This window comes from Streptomyces sp. 3211.6 (assembly GCF_003634815.1).
In the GTDB taxonomy this organism is placed as follows: Bacteria; Actinomycetota; Actinomycetes; order Streptomycetales; family Streptomycetaceae; genus Streptomyces; species Streptomyces katrae_A.
The window spans coordinates 1610191-1626290 of the sequence record NZ_RBXC01000001.1 but is presented as its reverse complement, the minus strand read 5'-3'; the positions used below and the strand labels follow the sequence as shown (position 1 = coordinate 1626290).

Sequence of the window (16100 nt, the reverse complement as noted above, 5' to 3'; positions counted from 1 at the left end):
GCCGGCCGTCCGCGCGCCCAGGAGGTTCGCCATGCCCGCCGACCGTCCCGTGCCCCTCGACGAGTACCCCGTCCACCAGGCCCCGCTGTCGATGAAGCACCTGGTCACGGGCGACCGCAACGCCTACGACCGCTGCATCTTCCACGTCTTCGACCACGCCGGACGCGCCGTCCTCATCCTCGGCCTCGGCGTCTACCCCAACGCCGGCGTCATCGACGCCTACGCCACCCTGCGCCTCGGCGATGAGCTCCTCGCCGTCCGCGCCTCCGACGCCCTCACCGACGACCGGATGAACCTCTCCGTCGGCCCCCTGTCGATCACCGTCGACGTCCCGCTGCGGCGCCTCACCCTGCGCTGCGACCCCGACCCGGCGGATCCGCACGGACTCTCGTACGAGATCACCTGGACCGCCGAGTTCCCCGCCGTCTGGGAGCCCCACCACATCCAGCGGCGCGGCGACCGCCTCATGCTGGAGGGCCGCCGGTTCGTCCAGGCCGGAAACGTCACCGGCACCATCCGGGCCCGCGGACAGGAGTTCACCCTCACCCCGGGGGAGTGGACCGGCACCCGCGACCGCAGCTGGGGGGTGCGCCCGATACCCGGCGAGGACGGCGGCCGCGCCGCCGAGGAGATGCGGCCGGAGGGCTTCCACTGGCTCTGGATCCCCGTCCGCTTCGAGGACCGCTTCGTCATGGTCATCGCCCAGGAGGACGCCGACGGGCACCGCACCCTGAGCGAGGCCGTACAGGTCTTCCCCGAGGACAGCGGCCGCCACGACGTCCAGCTGGGCTGGCCCCACACCGAGATCCGCTACCGCCCCGGCAGCCGCCACCCCGAGCGGGCCGTCGTCCACCTCACCGACCCCTCGCGCAAACCCCTCGAACTCGGCGTGGAGATCCTGAACTCCTCCCCCCTCGCCGTCGGAGCCGGCTACCCGCCCGCCGCCGACTGGCAGCACGGCAGCTGGCAGGGCCGCGGCTGGACCGACCGCCGCGCCTACGACCTCTCCGACCCCGGCGCCCACCCCATGGCCGCCTTCGGGGTCACCGACCACTCGGCCCGCTTCACCCTCGACGGCCGCACCGGCTTCGGGATCTTCGAACACGGCAGCTTCGGCCGCCACGACCCCAGCGGCTTCGCCGACTACACCTCGGTAGCCCCCTGACCAGCCCCGATCCGGAGAGGAGTCCGATATGACGGCACCACGCCCCCGCACCTCCACCCGTGAGCCCGAGGAACTGGGCCGCCGCCTCGCGGCCTGGCTCGACCGCCGGCTCCCCGGCGCCGAGGTCACCGGCACCTCCGTGCCCGGCTCCAACGGCATGTCCAGCGAGACCCTGCTCTTCGACATCGAGCACCCCGACGCCCCCGTCCGCCGCTGCGCCCTGCGCCTGGCCGCCGACCCGGCCGCCTACACCGTCTTCCCCTCCTACGACATGCCCCGCCAGCACCGCGTGATGGCCCTGGTCGCCGAGCACACCGACCTCCCCGTCCCGCGCGTGCTCTGGCTGGAGGAGGACCCCGCCCCGCTGGGCTCGCCGTTCTTCGTGATGGCCCGCGCCGAGGGCCGCGTACCGCCCGACGTCATGCCCTACACCTACGAGGGCAACTGGCTGCACTCGGCGACCGACGCCGAGCGCGCCGACCTCCAGGAGGCGAGCATCTCCCTCCTCGCCCGCCTGCACGACCAGTTCCCGGCGAAGGAGGCCGCGTTCCTGCTCCCGCCGGGCGAGGGCAGCCCGCTGCGCCGCCACGTCGACGCGCAGCGCGCCTACTACGCCTGGGTGGTCGAGGGCCTGTCCCCCTCGCCCCTCCTGGAGCGGGCCTTCGGCCGGCTGGAGGAACTCTGGCCCGCCGACGAGGGCGAGCCCGTCCTGAACTGGGGCGACGCCCGCATCGGCAACGTCGTCTACGACGGCTTCCGGCCGGCGGCGGTCCTCGACTGGGAAATGGCCGCCTACGCCCCGCGCGAGGTCGACCTCGGCTGGACCGTCTACCTGCACCGCTTCTTCCAGGACCTGACCGTGGGCTTCGGCCAGCCCGGCCTGCCCGACTTCCTGCGCCGGGAGGACCTGGAACGCCGCTACGCCGAACTCACCGGCCACACCCCGCGGGACATGGAGTTCCACACCCTCTACGCCGCCCTGCGCCACGGCATCGTGATGCTGCGGATCGCCTACCGGCAGGCGTACTTCGGGGAGGTCGAGGTCCCGGCCGACCCGGACGGCCTGATCCTGCACCATGCCGCCCTGGCCGCCATGGTGCAGGGAACCTACTGGTAGCGCAGGTCAGGCGGCCTGCGCGTGCTGGCGCTTCTGCGGCAGCGGGGCCGCCGCCGGCCGCACGGGACGCGAGCCCGGACCGCCGACGTGCGAGAAGGGCTGCGTCCGCCAGTCCAGGCCCTGCGGCAGCGTGAGGTGCACGACCGCCTCGAGCTCCGGCTGCTGCGAGTGCTCCGGCTGGAGCAGCCCCACCGACGCCAGCGCGTCCGAAACCGGCCGGCCCGTACCCGCGCACACCGTGAGCCCGAACGGGTTCCACGGGGTCAGGCACAGGGCGTGCTCCGGCAGCTGCTCCTCGTCCGCGACGAGGGCGATCGACTGCCCGCAGTCGGGGCAGATCGCGTGGTGGATCTCGAAACCCCCGGCGTCGCCGGGTTCGAGGTAGTCGTCGTCCTCCGCGTACTCGGCGGCGAGCGGTTCCAGGGGCTCCGGTTCGGTGCGACCGGCGCGCTTGGTGTTCAGCATGGATGTACTCCCCCTTGGGTGGGCCGGGCGGGCAGGTTCTTCGGCCACGGCCACACGGAGCACTTCCCGCCAGGCGGCACGGGTAACCACGAGAGCGGGTTGTACGCCCGTACATGTCTGTGGCTTTGGTCACATGCCCGCCGCAGGTGCCACTTCTGCGTGGACACCGCTGTGCCTGGAGCGCTCCTGGGCCTTAGGTTGAGCGGCTATGAGCGCAATGGAGGAGCTGGACCGCCAGATCGTGGATCTGCTCGTGCGGGACGGGCGGATGAGCTACACGGACCTGGGCAAGGCCACCGGACTGTCCACGTCGGCCGTCCACCAGCGAGTACGCCGCCTGGAACAGCGCGGCGTCATCCGCGGCTACGCGGCCGTGGTCGACCCCGAGGCCGTCGGGCTCCCCCTCACGGCCTTCATCTCGGTCAAGCCGTTCGACCCGAGCGCGCCGGACGACATCGCGGAGCGGCTGGCGGGCGTACCCGAGATCGAGGCCTGCCACAGCGTCGCGGGCGACGAGAACTACATCCTCAAGGTCCGCGTGGCCACCCCGCTGGAACTGGAAGACCTCCTGGGCCGCCTCCGTGCCCTGGCCCACGTCTCCACCCGCACCACAGTGGTCCTCAGCACCCCCTACGAGGCCCGTCCACCCCGCGTGTAGCCCCGCCCGCGTTCGAGGCGCGGGGTCCGGGGCGGAGCCCCTGGGAAGGACGGAAGGACGGGGCGGGGAAAATCCCGCCCCCCGCAGGGGCGAAACTGGTGACCATGACTGACGGCACCGCCACCCCCACCCGCACCGTCCTCCTGCGCGGAGGCGAGGTGCACAGCCCCGCCGACCCCTTCGCGACGGCGATGGTCGTCGAGCGCGGCCACATCGCCTGGGTCGGCTCCGAAGGCGCCGCCGACGCCTTCGCGCAGGGCGTGGACGAGGTCGTCGACCTCGGCGGAGCGCTCGTCACCCCCGCCTTCACCGACGCGCACGTCCACGCGACCTCCACCGGCCTCGCCCTCACCGGCCTCGACCTCACCGCCGCCCGCTCCCTCACCGAGGCCCTGGACCTCGTCCGGGCGTACGCCGCCCGCCGCCCCGCCGACCGGGTGCTCCTCGGCCACGGCTGGGACGCCGCCCGCTGGCCCGAGCGCCGCGCGCCGCGCCGCTCCGAGCTCGACGAGGCCACCGGCGGCCGCCCGCTCTACCTGAGCCGCGTCGACGTCCACTCGGCGGTGGTCACCACGGCCCTCCTGGAGCTGGTCCCCGGCGTCCACCCGCACGGCGACGACGAGCCGCTCACCAAGGACGACCACCACGCCGTCCGCCGCGCCGCGCTGGCCGCCCTCACCCCCGCCCAGCGCGCCGAGGCCCAGCGGGCCGCCCTCGACCGGGCCGCCTCCCTCGGCATCGGCTCCGTGCACGAATGCGGCGGGCCCGAGATCTCCTCCCCGGAGGACTTCACCGGCCTGCTGGCCCTGGCCGCCGAACGCCCCGGCCCGCGCGTCCACGGCTACTGGGCCGACCGCGACCTGGACCTGGCCCGCGAACTCGGCGCGGTCGGCGCCGCCGGCGACCTCTTCGTGGACGGCGCCCTCGGCTCCCACACCGCCTGCCTGCACGCCCCGTACGCCGACGCCGCCCACACCGGCACCGGCTACCTGGACGCCGCCGAGGTCGCGGCGCACGTGGCCGCCTGCACCGAGGCCGGCCTCCAGGCCGGGTTCCACGCCATCGGCGACGCCGCCGTCGCCGCGGTGGTCGAGGGCGTCCGCGCGGCCGCCGGGAAGGTGGGCCTCGACCGGATCCGGGCCGCCCGCCACCGCGTCGAGCACGCCGAGATGATGACCCCCGAGACCATCGCCGCCTTCGCTGAGCTCGGCCTGACCGCCTCCGTGCAGCCCGCCTTCGACGCCGCCTGGGGCGGCGAGGACGGCATGTACGCCGACCGGCTGGGCGCGGAGCGCGCCCGCACCCTCAACCCGTACGCCGCCATGCTGAAGGCCGGCGTCCCCCTGGCCTTCGGCTCCGACGCGCCGGTGACCCCGCTCGACCCGTGGGGCACCGTCCGCGCCGCCGCCTTCCACCGCACCCCCGAGCACCGGATCTCCGTACGGGCCGCCTTCGCCGCCCACACCCGGGGCGGCTGGCGGGCGCTGGGCCGGGACGACGCGGGCATCCTCGTGCCCGGCGCGCCCGCCGACTACGCCGTCTGGCAGACGGGCGAGCTGGTGGTCCAGGCCCCCGACGACCGGGTGGCCCGCTGGTCCACCGACCCGCGCTCCGGCACCCCCGGTCTGCCGGACCTCACCCCGGGCGGGGAGCTGCCCGTGTGCCTGCGGACCGTGGTGGGCGGCCGGGAGGTATTCGTACGGCCACAGGGGTGATCCACCCGGCATCGGTTCGGTCCCGGTGCCCCCGCCCGGATAGGTTCGCCCGGGTCCACCGGCAGGACGCCGGACCGGAGGGAGCCGTCCGCTCACTGCACCCGAGCCTCGGGAGCGAGGGAAGGTCTCGCCGGGGCGGCGGTGGCACCGGATCGGGCCCCGGCGGTCCAGTAGACAACGGTCACGGAGGCCCGCAGCCAGCGGACCCCGGTCCGGCCCGAAGGGCCGCCGGGACCCGATCGCTGTTCTAAAATCATCCTGCTGTGACGGGCCGGAAGAGACGGCCCGCGCGGGGACGATTCGACGCAAGACACGCAAGGGGAACCAGTGAGCAACGGCGGACAGCGCACCTTCGGGCCGCTCGGCACCACGCTGGTGATCATTCCGACCTACAACGAGGCGGAGAACATCGGCCGGATCGTGGGCCGGGTCCGTGCGGCCGTCCCCGAGGCGCACGTCCTCGTCGCGGACGACAACAGCCCCGACGGCACCGGCAAGCTCGCCGACGAGCTGGCGGCCGCCGACGACCAGGTCCACGTCATGCACCGCAAGGGCAAGGAGGGGCTGGGCGCCGCCTACCTGGCGGGCTTCGCCTGGGGCCTGGAGAACGGCTACGGGGTCCTGGTCGAGATGGACGCCGACGGCTCGCACCAGCCGGAGGAACTGCCCCGCCTGCTTACCGCGCTGGCCGGCGCGGACCTGGTCCTCGGCTCCCGCTGGGTGCCGGGCGGCCGGGTCGTGAACTGGCCCAAGAGCCGCGAGATCCTCTCCCGCGGCGGCTCCACCTACTCCCGCCTGATGCTGGACGTCCCGATCCGGGACGTCACCGGCGGCTACCGGGCCTTCCGCCGCGAGACCCTGGAAGGGCTCGGCCTGGACGAGGTCGCCTCGGCCGGCTACTGCTTCCAGGTCGACCTGGCCCGCCGCGCCGTCCGCAAGGGCTTCCGGGTGGTGGAGGTCCCCATCACGTTCGTGGAGCGCGAGCTCGGCGACAGCAAGATGAGCAAGGACATCGTGGTCGAGGCCCTTTGGCGGGTCACCCAGTGGGGCCTGGGGCAGCGCCTCGCCAGGCTCACCGGGGGTACCTCCCGGCGGTAGCCGGGGAGCGGGCCCCCCTTCCCGGGGCCGTCCCCTAGGGGGTGCCCGGTACCTCCGGCTGAGGCCGCTTTTACACCGGCCCGGGCACACTGGGTGGTATGAGTTCCGGAACTGGTTCGCTGAGGACCGGCACATCCACGTCCCCCATGTCCCCGAGGCGGCGGTCGGCCGCCCGCACCTTCGTGCCCCTGGCGGTCGCCGCCTGGCTGATCCTGGAGATCTGGCTGCTCAGCCTGGTCGCCGGCGCGGCCGGCGGCTTCACCGTGGCCGCGCTGCTCGCGGGCGGGCTGGTGCTGGGCGTGGTGGTGATCAAGCGCGCCGGGCGGCGGGCCTTCAAGAACCTGACGCGGACCTTCCAGCAGGCGCAGGAACAGGCGATGTCCGGCGCGGCCCCCGCCGCCCCCCAGCCCGCCAAGGGCTCCGGCAACGGCATGACCATGCTGGCCGGGCTGCTGCTGATCCTGCCCGGCCTGCTCTCCGACGCGGCCGGCCTGCTCCTGCTGCTCCCGCCGGTACGGGACTTCGCCGCCCGCCGTGCCGGGAGCACGCTGGAGCGGAAGATGACCTCCGGCACCCCGGGCGGCTTCGGCGACGCCTACACCCAGGCCCGTATCCACTTCCCCGACGGCAAGGTCGTCCAGGGCGAGGTGATCCGCGAGGACGGTTCCCCGGCCGGACGGCCCGGCCCGGACACCGGTCACCGCCCGCCGCTCACCCCGTAACGCGGCCGACGCCCCGCCGGGGCCGTCCCGCACATGCCGAGGGGCCCCGCCACGTCAGTGGCGGGGCCCCTCGGCTCTTGCTCTACTGCGCCCGCGGGTCAGGCGGACTTGCGGCTGTCCCGCGGATGCACGGCGATGTTCATGGCGCCGGAACGCAGGACGGCCAGCCGTTCGGCCAGCACCTCCTCCAGTTCCTCGCGGGTGCGTCGCTCCATGAGCATGTCCCAGTGCGTTCGCGCAGGCTTGCCCTTCTTCTCTTCGGGCCCGTCCCCGTCCACCAGGAGTGCCATGGCGCCGCACGCCTTGCACTCCCACTCCGGCGGAATCTCTGCCTCAACCGAGAACGGCATCTCAAATCGATGTCCGTTCTGGCATGCGTACTCCACCGCCTGGCGCGGGGCCAGATCGATGCCGCGGTCCGTCTCGTAGCTGGTAACCACGAGCCGCGTACCGCGGAGAGCTCGCTCACTCATGAATCGTGCCTCCCGGGCTTGTCGCCCACAGGACAGGTGTCGCTGTCGTCGTCATCCGGTCAACGTCCGGTCGGCGGTATAGATTCCCGCTCCGGGTCAATGCGTCGCCCGTCGTGCCGCCCCTTGTTGTACCCACCAGTGCCCGTTTTGTCACATCTGGCAGCAGATGTCACCCAACGTCTCTACTCTGTGAACGCGCAGTAACGGTCCGTCTGGCAGGCCAAAGGCGTACACTACCGGCCCATCGCCATAACGTCGAAATTCGTTCGGATCTCGTTCACGAGTCCGGACGGATCCCGGCTCAGACGCGCACCGGAACAGGATTGCCCGCCGCCTCCACGGCGCGCCGCACCGGCACTCGCGCGAGCAGTGCGAAACCCAGTGCGAAGAAGACCACCAGCGAGATGATCGCGTCCCGGTAGCTGCCCGTGACCTGGTACGTGAGCCCGAACACCAGCGGTCCCACCCAGCTCAGCCCGCGGTCGCTCATCTCGTACGCCGAGAAGTACTCCGCCTCCTTGCCCGCCGGGACCAGGTGCGAGAACAGCGAGCGCGACAGCGCCTGGCTGCCGCCGAGCACCAGCCCGATCATCGCCGCGAGCGCGAAGAACCACACCGGGGTCCTGGCCGGGAGGAAGTACCCGGCCCCCAGCGTCAGGCCCCACGCCGCCAGCGAGCCGAGGATCGTCCGCTTCGCCCCGTAGGCGACCGCCAGCCGGCCCATCGCCAGCGCCCCGACCACCGCCAGGACCTGGACCAGCAGCACGGCCACGATCAGCGTGGACTGCTCCAGCTCCAGCTCCTCCGAGCCGTACACCGAGGCCTGGGAGATCACGGTCTGGACGCCGTCGTTGTAGACCAGGTACGCCAGCAGGAACGACAGGGTCAGCGGATACCGCCTCATGTCCTTCAGCGTGGCCACCAGCTGCCGCCAGCCGCTCACCGCCGGCGCCGCACCCGCCTCCCGGACCGCCGCCCGGTCCCGCAGCCGGCGCAGCGGGATGATCGCGAAAGCGCCCCACCACAGCCCCGCCGAGGCCAGGCAGATCCGCACCGCCTCACCCTCGGAGAGCCCGAAGGAGTCGTGCCCCTGGAACAGCACCAGGTTCAGCACGAGCACGAACGCCCCCGAGGTGTACCCGAAGGCCCAGCCCCGCGAGGAGACCGTGTCCCGCTCGTCCGGGGTGGAGATCTGCGGCAGGAAGGCGTTGTAGAGCACCATCGAGACCGCCAGCGAGGCGTTCGCGACGACCAGCAGGAACCCGCCCAGCAGGTAGCGGTGCCCGTCCAGGAAGAACATCCCGGTCGTCGCCGCCGCCCCGGTGTACGCGGCCGCCGCCAGCAGCGGCTTCTTGCGGCCGGTCCGGTCCGCCGCCGCGCCGGCCAGCGGCATGACCAGCACCGCCAGGATCACCGACAGGGACACGGTGTACGCGAAGAACGACCCGGCCCGCACCGGTATGCCCAGCGGGTGGACGTAGCCCTCGGCATCGGCCGCGGCCTTGGCCACCGCCGTCAGGTACGGCCCGAGGAACACCGTGAGCACGCTCGTCGAGTAGACCGAGCAGGCGAAGTCGTAGAAGTACCAGCCGTGCTGTTCCCGCCGCCGCGCGGCGGCCCCGTCCCCGGTGCTTCTGCCGCCCTCCGCGCCGGATTCCGCTTCGTTTTCCGTACGCTCGGTCATGAGCGCCCCCTCGCCGTTCCCCGTAGGCGCCGGCCGCCGGACCGGGCACGGCGGCCGTCGGGCCCGTCAGGCCCAGGCCCCGCGCCGGTCCAGCACCGTGCGCAAAGTGTCGATCCGGTCGGTCATGATGCCATCGACACCCAGGTCGAGGAGAGCCTCCATACGTTCCGGTTCGTTCACGGTCCACACGTGCACCTGGAGTCCCCGCTCGTGCGCGGTCCGTACGAACCGCCGGTCGACCACCCGGATGCCCGCCTGGGTCTCCGGCACCTGGGCCGCCACCGCACCCACCCGCAGGGCCGCCGGGATCGCCCACGAGCGCAGCCGCAGCCCGAGCACGCCCCGCACCCCGTACGAGGTCGCCAGCCGCGGCCCGGCGATCTTCTGGGCCCGGGCCACCCGGCTCTCCGAGAAGGAGCCCACGCACACCCGGTCCCAGACCCCGGCCCGCGCGACCAGGTTCACCAGCGGGTACAGGGCCGACTCGTCCTTCACGTCCACGTTCCAGCGGGCGTCCGGGAACTCCTCCAGCAGCTCCTCGAACAGCGGCAGCGGCTCGCTCCCCGCCACCCGCGCCTCGCGCACCCGGCTCCACGACAGCTCACGGATCCGGCCCGTGGCGTCGGTGACCCGGTCCAGGGTGGCGTCGTGGAAGGCCACCAGCTTCCCGTCCGCCGTCGCGTGCACATCGGTCTCGAAGTACCGGTAGCCCGCTGCGGCCGCCCGGCGGAAGGCGGCAGCGGTGTTCTCCAGCCCGTCCGCGGCCCCGCCCCGGTGGGCGAAGGGGATCGGGGCCGGGTGGTCCAGATAGGGGTGGGGTCGGCGTACGTGAGTCACGGCCGCAGTATGCACGCTGGGTCCCGTGGGACGGGAGCGGCCACATGGACGGACGGTGAACGCCCCCGCGGCCCCGCCCACCGCTCCCGGCCGGGGCGGGGCGGAGGGCACGGACGACCCACCTGGCCCGAGTGGACCGCACCATGACACCCTGAGAGCCGCGCAACCAATCCAATCCCGGCCCCGGCCCCGCCCGGCGAGGCCAATCCGATGAAGGTGGACCGCACGCCATGGCTCAGTGGACCTCAGCGGTCGGCACCGCGCAGCTCGCCCGGCTGATCACCTCGCAGCAGGAGCGCCCCGCCGTGCCCGGCGCCCGCAAGGCTCCCGCCTACCGCACCCTCGCCGACGGCATCCGGCTGCTCGTCCTGGAGGGCCGCGTCCCCGTAGCCGCCCGGCTGCCCGCCGAGCGCGAGCTCGCGGTCGCCCTCTCCCTCAGCCGCACCACCGTCGCGGCCGCCTACGAGGCCCTGCGCACGGAGGGCTTCCTGGAATCCCGTCGCGGCGCCGGCAGCTGGACCTCCGTACCGGCCGGCAACCCGCTCCCGGCCCGCGGCCTGGAGCCGCTGCCGCCCGAGTCCCTCGGCTCCATGATCGACCTCGGCTGCGCCGCCCTCCCGGCCCCCGAGCCCTGGCTGACCAAGGCCGTCCAGGGCGCCCTGGAGGAACTGCCGCCGTACGCCCACACCCACGGCGACTACCCGGCCGGTCTGCCCGCGCTGCGCCGGATGCTCGCCGACCGCTACACCGAGCGCGGCATCCCGACCATGCCCGAGCAGATCATGGTCACCACCGGGGCCATGGGGGCCATCGACGCCATCTGCAGCCTCTTCGCCGGCCGCGGCGAGCGGATCGCCGTCGAGTCCCCCTCCTACGCCAACATCCTCCAGCTGATGCGCGCCGCCGGCGTCCGCCTCGTGCCCGTGGCCATGGGCGGCGGGCTCAGCGGCTGGGACATGGACGTCTGGCGGCAGGTGCTGCGCGACTCGGCCCCGCGCCTGGCCTACGTCGTCGCCGACTTCCACAACCCGACCGGAGCCCTGGCCTCCGAGGAGCAGCGCCGGGCCATGGTCGAGGCCGCCCGGTCCGCCGGAACCGTCCTGATCGCCGACGAGACGATGGCCGAGCTCCAGCTGGACCCGGAGCCGGCCATGCCGCGGCCCGTCTGCTCCTTCGACCCGGCGGGCTCCACGGTGATCACGGTCGGCTCCGCCAGCAAGGCGTTCTGGGCCGGCATGCGGATCGGCTGGGTCAGGGCGGCCCCGGACGTCATCCGGAGCCTGGTCGCGGCCCGCGCCTACGCCGACCTCGGCACCCCGGTGCTGGAACAGCTCGCGGTGAACTGGCTGATGCGGACCGGGGGCTGGGAGGAGGCCGTCGGGATGCGCCGCGCCCAGGCCCGGGAGAACCGGGACGCGCTGGTCGCCGCGGTGCGCCGGGAGCTGCCGGACTGGGAGTTCGAGGTGCCGGGCGGCGGGCTCACGCTGTGGGCCCGGGCCGGCGGGCTGTCCGGCTCGCGGCTCGCGGAGGTGGGGGAGCGGGTCGGCGTCCGCGTCCCCTCGGGCCCGCGGTTCGGGGTGGACGGGGCCTTCGAGGGCTATGTCCGGCTGCCGTTCACGGTGGGCGGGCCGCTGGCCGACGAGGCCGCCGCGCGCCTGGCCGCGGCGGCCCGCCTGGTCGGTACGGGCGCGGGCGGCGGCGGGGCGGAGCCGCCGCGCACCTTCGTGGCCTGATCCGCGGGACGGGCTGCGGGGCCCTACGGGGCCTCCGCCGCCACCTCCGGAAGCTCCTCGGCGTCGAGGGCCCCGGGCTGCGCCGGGGGCTGGTCCTTGAGCGGCCGGGCGGGGGCCTGCGGGCCTTCCCCGCCGCCCGGGCCCGCCGCCTGCCGTTCGGGCAGCAGTTCCAGTACGGCGTGGCGGTGCGCGGGGTGGGTGGAGTCGTCGTACGGGTCCGGGGTGGCGGGCACCTGGAGCCGGTGGACCGGCCCGGTGCCGAGCCGGGCGTAGCCGCGGCCGGGCGGGAGCTGCGGGGCCGGGGTGGTGTGCGGGGGCAGCCCGAGGACGTCGGTGAGCTGCTGGGCGGGGGCGGGCCCGAGGACGACCCGGGCCCGGGTGTGCTGCCAGACGGCGTCGCCGATCAGTTCCAGGTGGTCGAAGTGCTCGGCGACGACCACCGTGACGTGTGCGGCGCGGCCGTGCCGCAAGGGGACCTGGAGCTGGGCCAGGGGGTCCGGGCGGCCCTCGGCGGTCGCCAGGTGCGCGAGCACGCTGGGCCGGTCCAGCAGGATCCACAGCGGCCGCCGGGTGTCCTCGGGCGCGGGCCGGCCGGCCTCGCGGGCCCGGTGCGTGGCGATCAGGCGCCGCTCGGTCTCGTGCGCGGCCCACTCGACGGTGGCCAGGGCCCCGGTCGGGCCGCACTCGACGGCGAGGACGCCCGCGCGGCCGGCCAGGCAGGCGTACTCGTTGCTCCCGCCGCCCTCGACGATCATCACGTCGCCGCCCTGTCGCAGGGCCTGGAGGGCGAGCGAGCGCAGCAGGCTGGTGGTCCCGCTGCCGGGCTGGCCCACCGCCAGCAGGTGCGGTTCGGTGGAGCCGGGGCCGGTCCGCCAGACCACGGGCGGCAGGTCGCGCGTTTCGTCGCCCTCCAGCACCGGCAGGGTGCGCTGGACCCCGGCGGGGTCGGTGAAGCCGAGGACGCTCTCGCCGGGCGAGGTCACGAACGGCTGGGCGGCGATCCCGGTGGGCAGCGCCTCCAGCACGCTCAGGTCGAGCCGGTTGGCCTCCTCGTCCCAGACGAAGAGGTACTCGCGGCCGCGCCCGGACTTGGCGTGCAGCACGGCCTCGATCCGGGCCCGCGAGGCCGCCTCCCCGTCGGTGAAGTACGCGGGGTAGCGGATCGTCAGCCGGGTGACGCGGCCCTCCGCGTCGAAGGCGTAGTCGCTGAAGGCCTCGTCGAACGCGCCCCCGTGGGCGAAGAGCGGGCTGGGGTCCTCCGGGGTGCAGAAGTACGGCACGAGCGCCTCGTAGAGGGAGCGCAGCCGGTCGGTCTCGGCGTCGCTGGGCCCGGTCTTCGCGGGGCTGCGGTCGCGCCCGTGCCAGCCCGCCGCGGCCATCAGCGCGATCAGCGCGGTGACGGGCGCGTAGGGGACGAGCGCGACCACGAGGACGCAGGCCGCCCCCAGGAACAGCGCGGGACCCCGCCTGTCCTTGGGGGTCGCGGCCCATTTGCGGCGGCCGGCCGAGGCCAGGACGCGCAGTCCGCGGCCGATGACCAGGAGCGGATGGAGGACGTCCGTGGCGTTGTCGGCCGCCGTGCGGGCGAGGTCGCGCCCCCGGGCGAGCGAGGTGCTGCCACTGGTGAGGATGCGGGGGAGCGGGCGCCGGGCCACGGTCGTCTCCTGGGGGGTGGGGGCGGTCTAGAGCTTGATCCCGCCGAGCAGGCTCGCGAGGCTCGCCGTGCTCGCGGTGATGCTCGGGGCGATGGCGGAGCCGGCGAGGAAGAAGCCGAAGAGCGCGCTGACGACGGCGTGGGTCAGCTTCATCCCGTCCTTCTTGAAGAACAGGAAGCAGATGATGCCGAGCAGTACGACACCTGAGATCGACAGGACCATGTGAGTTCTCCTGGTAGCGGAACGGTCGGGAAGGTCACCATCAGTTGTTCCAGGCTCACAGGAAGTATCAATGCGACAAAAGGTGCATACGGGTGAACCTTCGGGATTTTCACTTGACCGGCCCTTCCCGGCTGGCGCGTCGGCCCGCGGCGGTGTCGGGTGCACGGACCACCGACATCCTTGCCTCGGTCCGGCCCCCTCATGTCCCTGACCGGGCGCTACCCTGGCGATTCACCCGTACGGACGCAGCGCCGGGCGCCCCCCTGCCCGCCCGGCCTGGGCAGACTCCTGCCCCGTACGACTTGGGAAGAGCGAAAGGCGGAACGACCGATGAGCAAGCACGAGGACACGCCCGGCACGCCCGACGAGGACGTCGTCGAACTGGCCACCAAGATCTTCGACCTCGCCCGTCAGGGTGAGACCGAGACCCTGGCCGCCTACCTCGACGCCGGGGTCCCCGCCAACCTCACCAACGACCGCGGCGACACCCTCGTCATGCTCGCCGCCTACCACGGCCACGCCGACGCCGTCACCGCCCTGCTCTCCCGCGGCGCCGAGGCCGACCGCGCCAACGACCGCGGCCAGACCCCGCTCGCCGGCGCCGTCTTCAAGGGCGAGGAGGCCGTCATCCGCGCGCTGCTCGCCGGTGGGGCCGACCCCCACGCCGGAACCCCGTCCGCGGTGGACACGGCCCGCATGTTCAACAAGGCCGACCTGCTGGAACTGTTCGGAGCCGCGTAATCCGCTTTTTCCCCCGCCCGGCCCGGGCCAGGACGGGCCCGCGAGCTCACGGCTTGGTCACGACGCCCTTAAATGTGGTCGCGGCGCGCAAACCGCCTGGGTCATCATGGCGTCGGATTCGATTCGCAGACATGACGGACGGGCAGGAGCGGGCTGGACACGAAGGGTGTCCACACCCAGCCCTGCCGCACCGGCCGGCACGGACGCGAAGCACCGACGAGAGTGAGAAGGCAATGGTCTACATCGAGCGGAACATGACGGCGGACGTCCTCACATGCTGTTACGCGGCCCTGTGAATCCCGATTCCCGGTTGCGTCCCCAGCTTGATTTGAGGCCATTCCCATGTTCGAACCAGTCATAGCGCCGAGCGGCACCCTGCTCGGCCTCCTCCAGAGGGGCCGCGGCGACGGCACGCTGCACGCCCTCGCGGCGCCCCGCCCGGAGGCCCTCGCGGCCCTCGACCAGTGCGTGACCCGCGACCCGCGGCAGGACTGGCAGGTCGAGAACCGGTCGCTGTACTACGCACGCCTGTACCTGGACCTCGACGGCCCCCTCCGCGAGATCGAGGCCCACCTCTTCGGCGTCGACGACCTCGTCGACGAGGAGGACCACCGCACCGGCCTCGCCCTGTCCGTCCTCGGACACCTGGCCTCGTACGGCCGCGACGACGCGCTGATGCTGCTGCGCCGCTACGCCGCCTCCGGCGCCAACTGGGCCTGGGCCCTCGACGAGCTCGCCCTGCGCGACGACGACGAGGGGCTGCGCTCCCTCGCCGCCCCCGTCCTGGCCAGGTTCCCGGACACCGCCGAGGGCGGGGCGCGACTGGCCGCCGCCGTCCGCGACGCCTACGAGCCCCGGCCGTGGAGCCTGTGGGAGGAGCTGCCGCAGTACGGGCAGCGCCTGCGCGCCGCCCGCCAGCAGGGCTCCTTCGACCGCTGGCAGCGCCAGCTCGACCCCAGCGGCCCCCGGCCCGGCTGGGGCGTCCAGGCCGTCTTCGACTGGGCCGCCGACGGGCTGCGCCGCGGCACCCCGCTGCACGTGCCCGCCGCTCGCTGTCTCGCCGCCGTGGCCTCGCCCGAGGACCGCTCCGAGATCCTCGCGGCCGCCGCCGGGGCCCGGGGCGAGGCCGCCCGGGCCACCGCCCTGCACCACCTGGTCCTCGCCGAGCCGGACAACCCGGCCGTCCTCGACCTCATCGAAGCCGCCGGCGACGAAGCCGCCGTGGCCGCCTACGAGCGCATGTGCGGCCCCGCCGCCCTCGACCGCGCCCGACAGTGGGTCCACCGCCCCGACGCCCTCGGAGCGGCCGCCGCGGCCCTCCTGGCGGCCGGCGGCGGCGCCGACGACGCCGGCCTGGTCCTCGGCGCCCTCCGCGACACCGTCCGCGGCTCCGGCCCGGACTCGCCCCGCCTGTTCACCCTCGTGGACGGCGCGGGCCGGCTCTCGATCGGCTGCGCGGCCCCGGTGCTGCGCCACATCTACCGTGAGACGGCCTCCTCGCACCTGCGCGGCCGCGCCGCCCGGGCCCTGGCCAGCACGGACCCGACCTTCGCGGCGGGCTTCGCGGTCGAGTGCCTGTGGGACTGCGAGGAGACCACCCGCGAGGTGGCGGCCCGCCACGCCGAAACGGCCGACGCCCGCGTCGCCCCCCGCCTGCGCCGCCTGGCGGCGGACCCGGCGGAGGAGGAGGACGTCCAGTCGGCGGTCCGCAGCCGCATCACCCCCGAACCCACGGCGTAACCCCCGCCCCCGCCGACCGCCCCCCGGCCCCGCCGACCGCCCCTCCGGCCCCGGGCCTTGCCGGGCGGACCTCCG

15 protein-coding genes are annotated in these 16100 nt (G+C 74.1%); 9 read left to right on the top strand and 6 right to left on the bottom strand.

The features are described from left to right. Positions 1 to 31 precede the first annotated feature (31 nt). Both BX286_RS07560 and BX286_RS07555 read left to right on the top strand, forming a co-directional pair. Positions 32 to 1165, top strand: coding sequence for a hypothetical protein (locus tag BX286_RS07560; protein ID WP_121014762.1), 1134 nt, complete (start codon positions 32 to 34; stop codon positions 1163 to 1165). A gap of 28 nt (positions 1166 to 1193) precedes the next feature. Beyond that, positions 1194 to 2282 carry a phosphotransferase family protein gene (locus tag BX286_RS07555; protein ID WP_121014761.1) on the top strand — a complete coding sequence of 363 codons (1089 nt, stop codon included), beginning with the start codon at positions 1194 to 1196 and terminating at the stop codon, positions 2280 to 2282. 6 nt (positions 2283 to 2288) lie between these two features. On the opposite strand, the gene BX286_RS07550 is transcribed toward BX286_RS07555, so the two are convergent. Further along, positions 2289 to 2747, bottom strand: coding sequence for a hypothetical protein (locus BX286_RS07550; protein WP_079424865.1), 459 nt, complete (start codon positions 2745 to 2747; stop codon positions 2289 to 2291). A gap of 217 nt (positions 2748 to 2964) precedes the next feature. On the opposite strand from BX286_RS07550, the gene BX286_RS07545 reads away from it, so the two are divergent. The 4 genes from BX286_RS07545 to fxsA all read left to right on the top strand — a co-directional run bounded on the left by BX286_RS07545 (position 2965) and on the right by fxsA (position 6940). Further along, entirely contained in the window at positions 2965 to 3405 is a 441-nt protein-coding gene (locus BX286_RS07545) for an Lrp/AsnC family transcriptional regulator (RefSeq protein WP_030240692.1), read from the top strand. Between the two features lie 104 nt (positions 3406 to 3509). Next, positions 3510 to 5120, top strand: a complete 1611-nt coding sequence (locus BX286_RS07540; protein WP_079424863.1) for an amidohydrolase — start codon at positions 3510 to 3512, stop codon at positions 5118 to 5120. Positions 5121 to 5447: 327 nt separating this feature from the next. Then, positions 5448 to 6218, top strand: coding sequence for a polyprenol monophosphomannose synthase (locus BX286_RS07535; RefSeq protein ID WP_079424861.1), 771 nt, complete (start codon positions 5448 to 5450; stop codon positions 6216 to 6218). 98 nt (positions 6219 to 6316) lie between these two features. After that, complete coding sequence (gene fxsA / locus BX286_RS07530) at positions 6317 to 6940, top strand: FxsA family membrane protein (protein ID WP_079424859.1); 624 nt, start codon at positions 6317 to 6319, stop codon at positions 6938 to 6940. 98 nt (positions 6941 to 7038) lie between these two features. Here the strand turns inward: fxsA and BX286_RS07525 are convergent, their stop codons facing one another. The 3 genes from BX286_RS07525 to BX286_RS07515 all read right to left on the bottom strand — a co-directional run bounded on the left by BX286_RS07525 (position 7039) and on the right by BX286_RS07515 (position 9934). After that, positions 7039 to 7413, bottom strand: coding sequence for an RNA polymerase-binding protein RbpA (locus BX286_RS07525; RefSeq protein WP_007262928.1), 375 nt, complete (start codon positions 7411 to 7413; stop codon positions 7039 to 7041). 301 nt (positions 7414 to 7714) lie between these two features. Beyond that, on the bottom strand, positions 7715 to 9097 hold the full coding sequence (locus BX286_RS07520; RefSeq protein ID WP_100865118.1) for an MFS transporter: 1383 nt from the start codon (positions 9095 to 9097) through the stop codon (positions 7715 to 7717). A 66-nt stretch (positions 9098 to 9163) separates the two neighbouring features. Continuing rightward, positions 9164 to 9934 (bottom strand): glycerophosphodiester phosphodiesterase family protein, encoded by a 771-nt coding sequence (locus BX286_RS07515; protein ID WP_079424855.1) that lies wholly within the window; start codon positions 9932 to 9934, stop codon positions 9164 to 9166. A gap of 230 nt (positions 9935 to 10164) precedes the next feature. Between BX286_RS07515 and BX286_RS07510 the strand changes: the two genes are divergently transcribed. Further along, positions 10165 to 11667, top strand: a complete 1503-nt coding sequence (locus BX286_RS07510; RefSeq protein ID WP_079424853.1) for a PLP-dependent aminotransferase family protein — start codon at positions 10165 to 10167, stop codon at positions 11665 to 11667. 23 nt (positions 11668 to 11690) lie between these two features. On the opposite strand, the gene BX286_RS07505 is transcribed toward BX286_RS07510, so the two are convergent. Both BX286_RS07505 and BX286_RS07500 read right to left on the bottom strand, forming a co-directional pair. Beyond that, on the bottom strand, positions 11691 to 13322 hold the full coding sequence (locus BX286_RS07505; RefSeq protein ID WP_121014760.1) for a hypothetical protein: 1632 nt from the start codon (positions 13320 to 13322) through the stop codon (positions 11691 to 11693). Between the two features lie 27 nt (positions 13323 to 13349). Then, entirely contained in the window at positions 13350 to 13544 is a 195-nt protein-coding gene (locus BX286_RS07500; RefSeq protein ID WP_045947797.1) for a hypothetical protein, read from the bottom strand. 330 nt (positions 13545 to 13874) lie between these two features. On the opposite strand from BX286_RS07500, the gene BX286_RS07495 reads away from it, so the two are divergent. Together BX286_RS07495 and BX286_RS07490 are read left to right on the top strand one after the other, a co-directional pair. Further along, a complete protein-coding gene (locus BX286_RS07495; RefSeq protein ID WP_100865120.1) occupies positions 13875 to 14285 on the top strand; it encodes an ankyrin repeat domain-containing protein in 411 nt (136 codons plus the stop codon). Positions 14286 to 14627: 342 nt separating this feature from the next. Beyond that, a complete protein-coding gene (locus BX286_RS07490; RefSeq protein ID WP_079424848.1) occupies positions 14628 to 16025 on the top strand; it encodes a hypothetical protein in 1398 nt (465 codons plus the stop codon). Positions 16026 to 16100 lie beyond the last annotated feature (75 nt).

Bases quoted from the DNA above. Each gene is read 5' to 3' on its own strand.
- BX286_RS07560 (WP_121014762.1), top strand. From the start codon at position 32: ATGCCCGCCGACCGTCCCGTGCCCCTCGACGAGTACCCCGTCCACCAG.
- BX286_RS07555 (WP_121014761.1), top strand. From the start codon at position 1,194: ATGACGGCACCACGCCCCCGCACCTCCACCCGTGAGCCCGAGGAACTG.
- BX286_RS07550 (WP_079424865.1), bottom strand. From the start codon at position 2,747: ATGCTGAACACCAAGCGCGCCGGTCGCACCGAACCGGAGCCCCTGGAA.
- BX286_RS07545 (WP_030240692.1), top strand. From the start codon at position 2,965: ATGGAGGAGCTGGACCGCCAGATCGTGGATCTGCTCGTGCGGGACGGG.
- BX286_RS07540 (WP_079424863.1), top strand. From the start codon at position 3,510: ATGACTGACGGCACCGCCACCCCCACCCGCACCGTCCTCCTGCGCGGA.
- fxsA (WP_079424859.1), top strand. From the start codon at position 6,317: ATGAGTTCCGGAACTGGTTCGCTGAGGACCGGCACATCCACGTCCCCC.
- BX286_RS07525 (WP_007262928.1), bottom strand. From the start codon at position 7,413: ATGAGTGAGCGAGCTCTCCGCGGTACGCGGCTCGTGGTTACCAGCTAC.
- BX286_RS07520 (WP_100865118.1), bottom strand. From the start codon at position 9,097: ATGACCGAGCGTACGGAAAACGAAGCGGAATCCGGCGCGGAGGGCGGC.
- BX286_RS07510 (WP_079424853.1), top strand. From the start codon at position 10,165: ATGGCTCAGTGGACCTCAGCGGTCGGCACCGCGCAGCTCGCCCGGCTG.
- BX286_RS07500 (WP_045947797.1), bottom strand. From the start codon at position 13,544: ATGGTCCTGTCGATCTCAGGTGTCGTACTGCTCGGCATCATCTGCTTC.
- BX286_RS07495 (WP_100865120.1), top strand. From the start codon at position 13,875: ATGAGCAAGCACGAGGACACGCCCGGCACGCCCGACGAGGACGTCGTC.
- BX286_RS07490 (WP_079424848.1), top strand. From the start codon at position 14,628: ATGTTCGAACCAGTCATAGCGCCGAGCGGCACCCTGCTCGGCCTCCTC.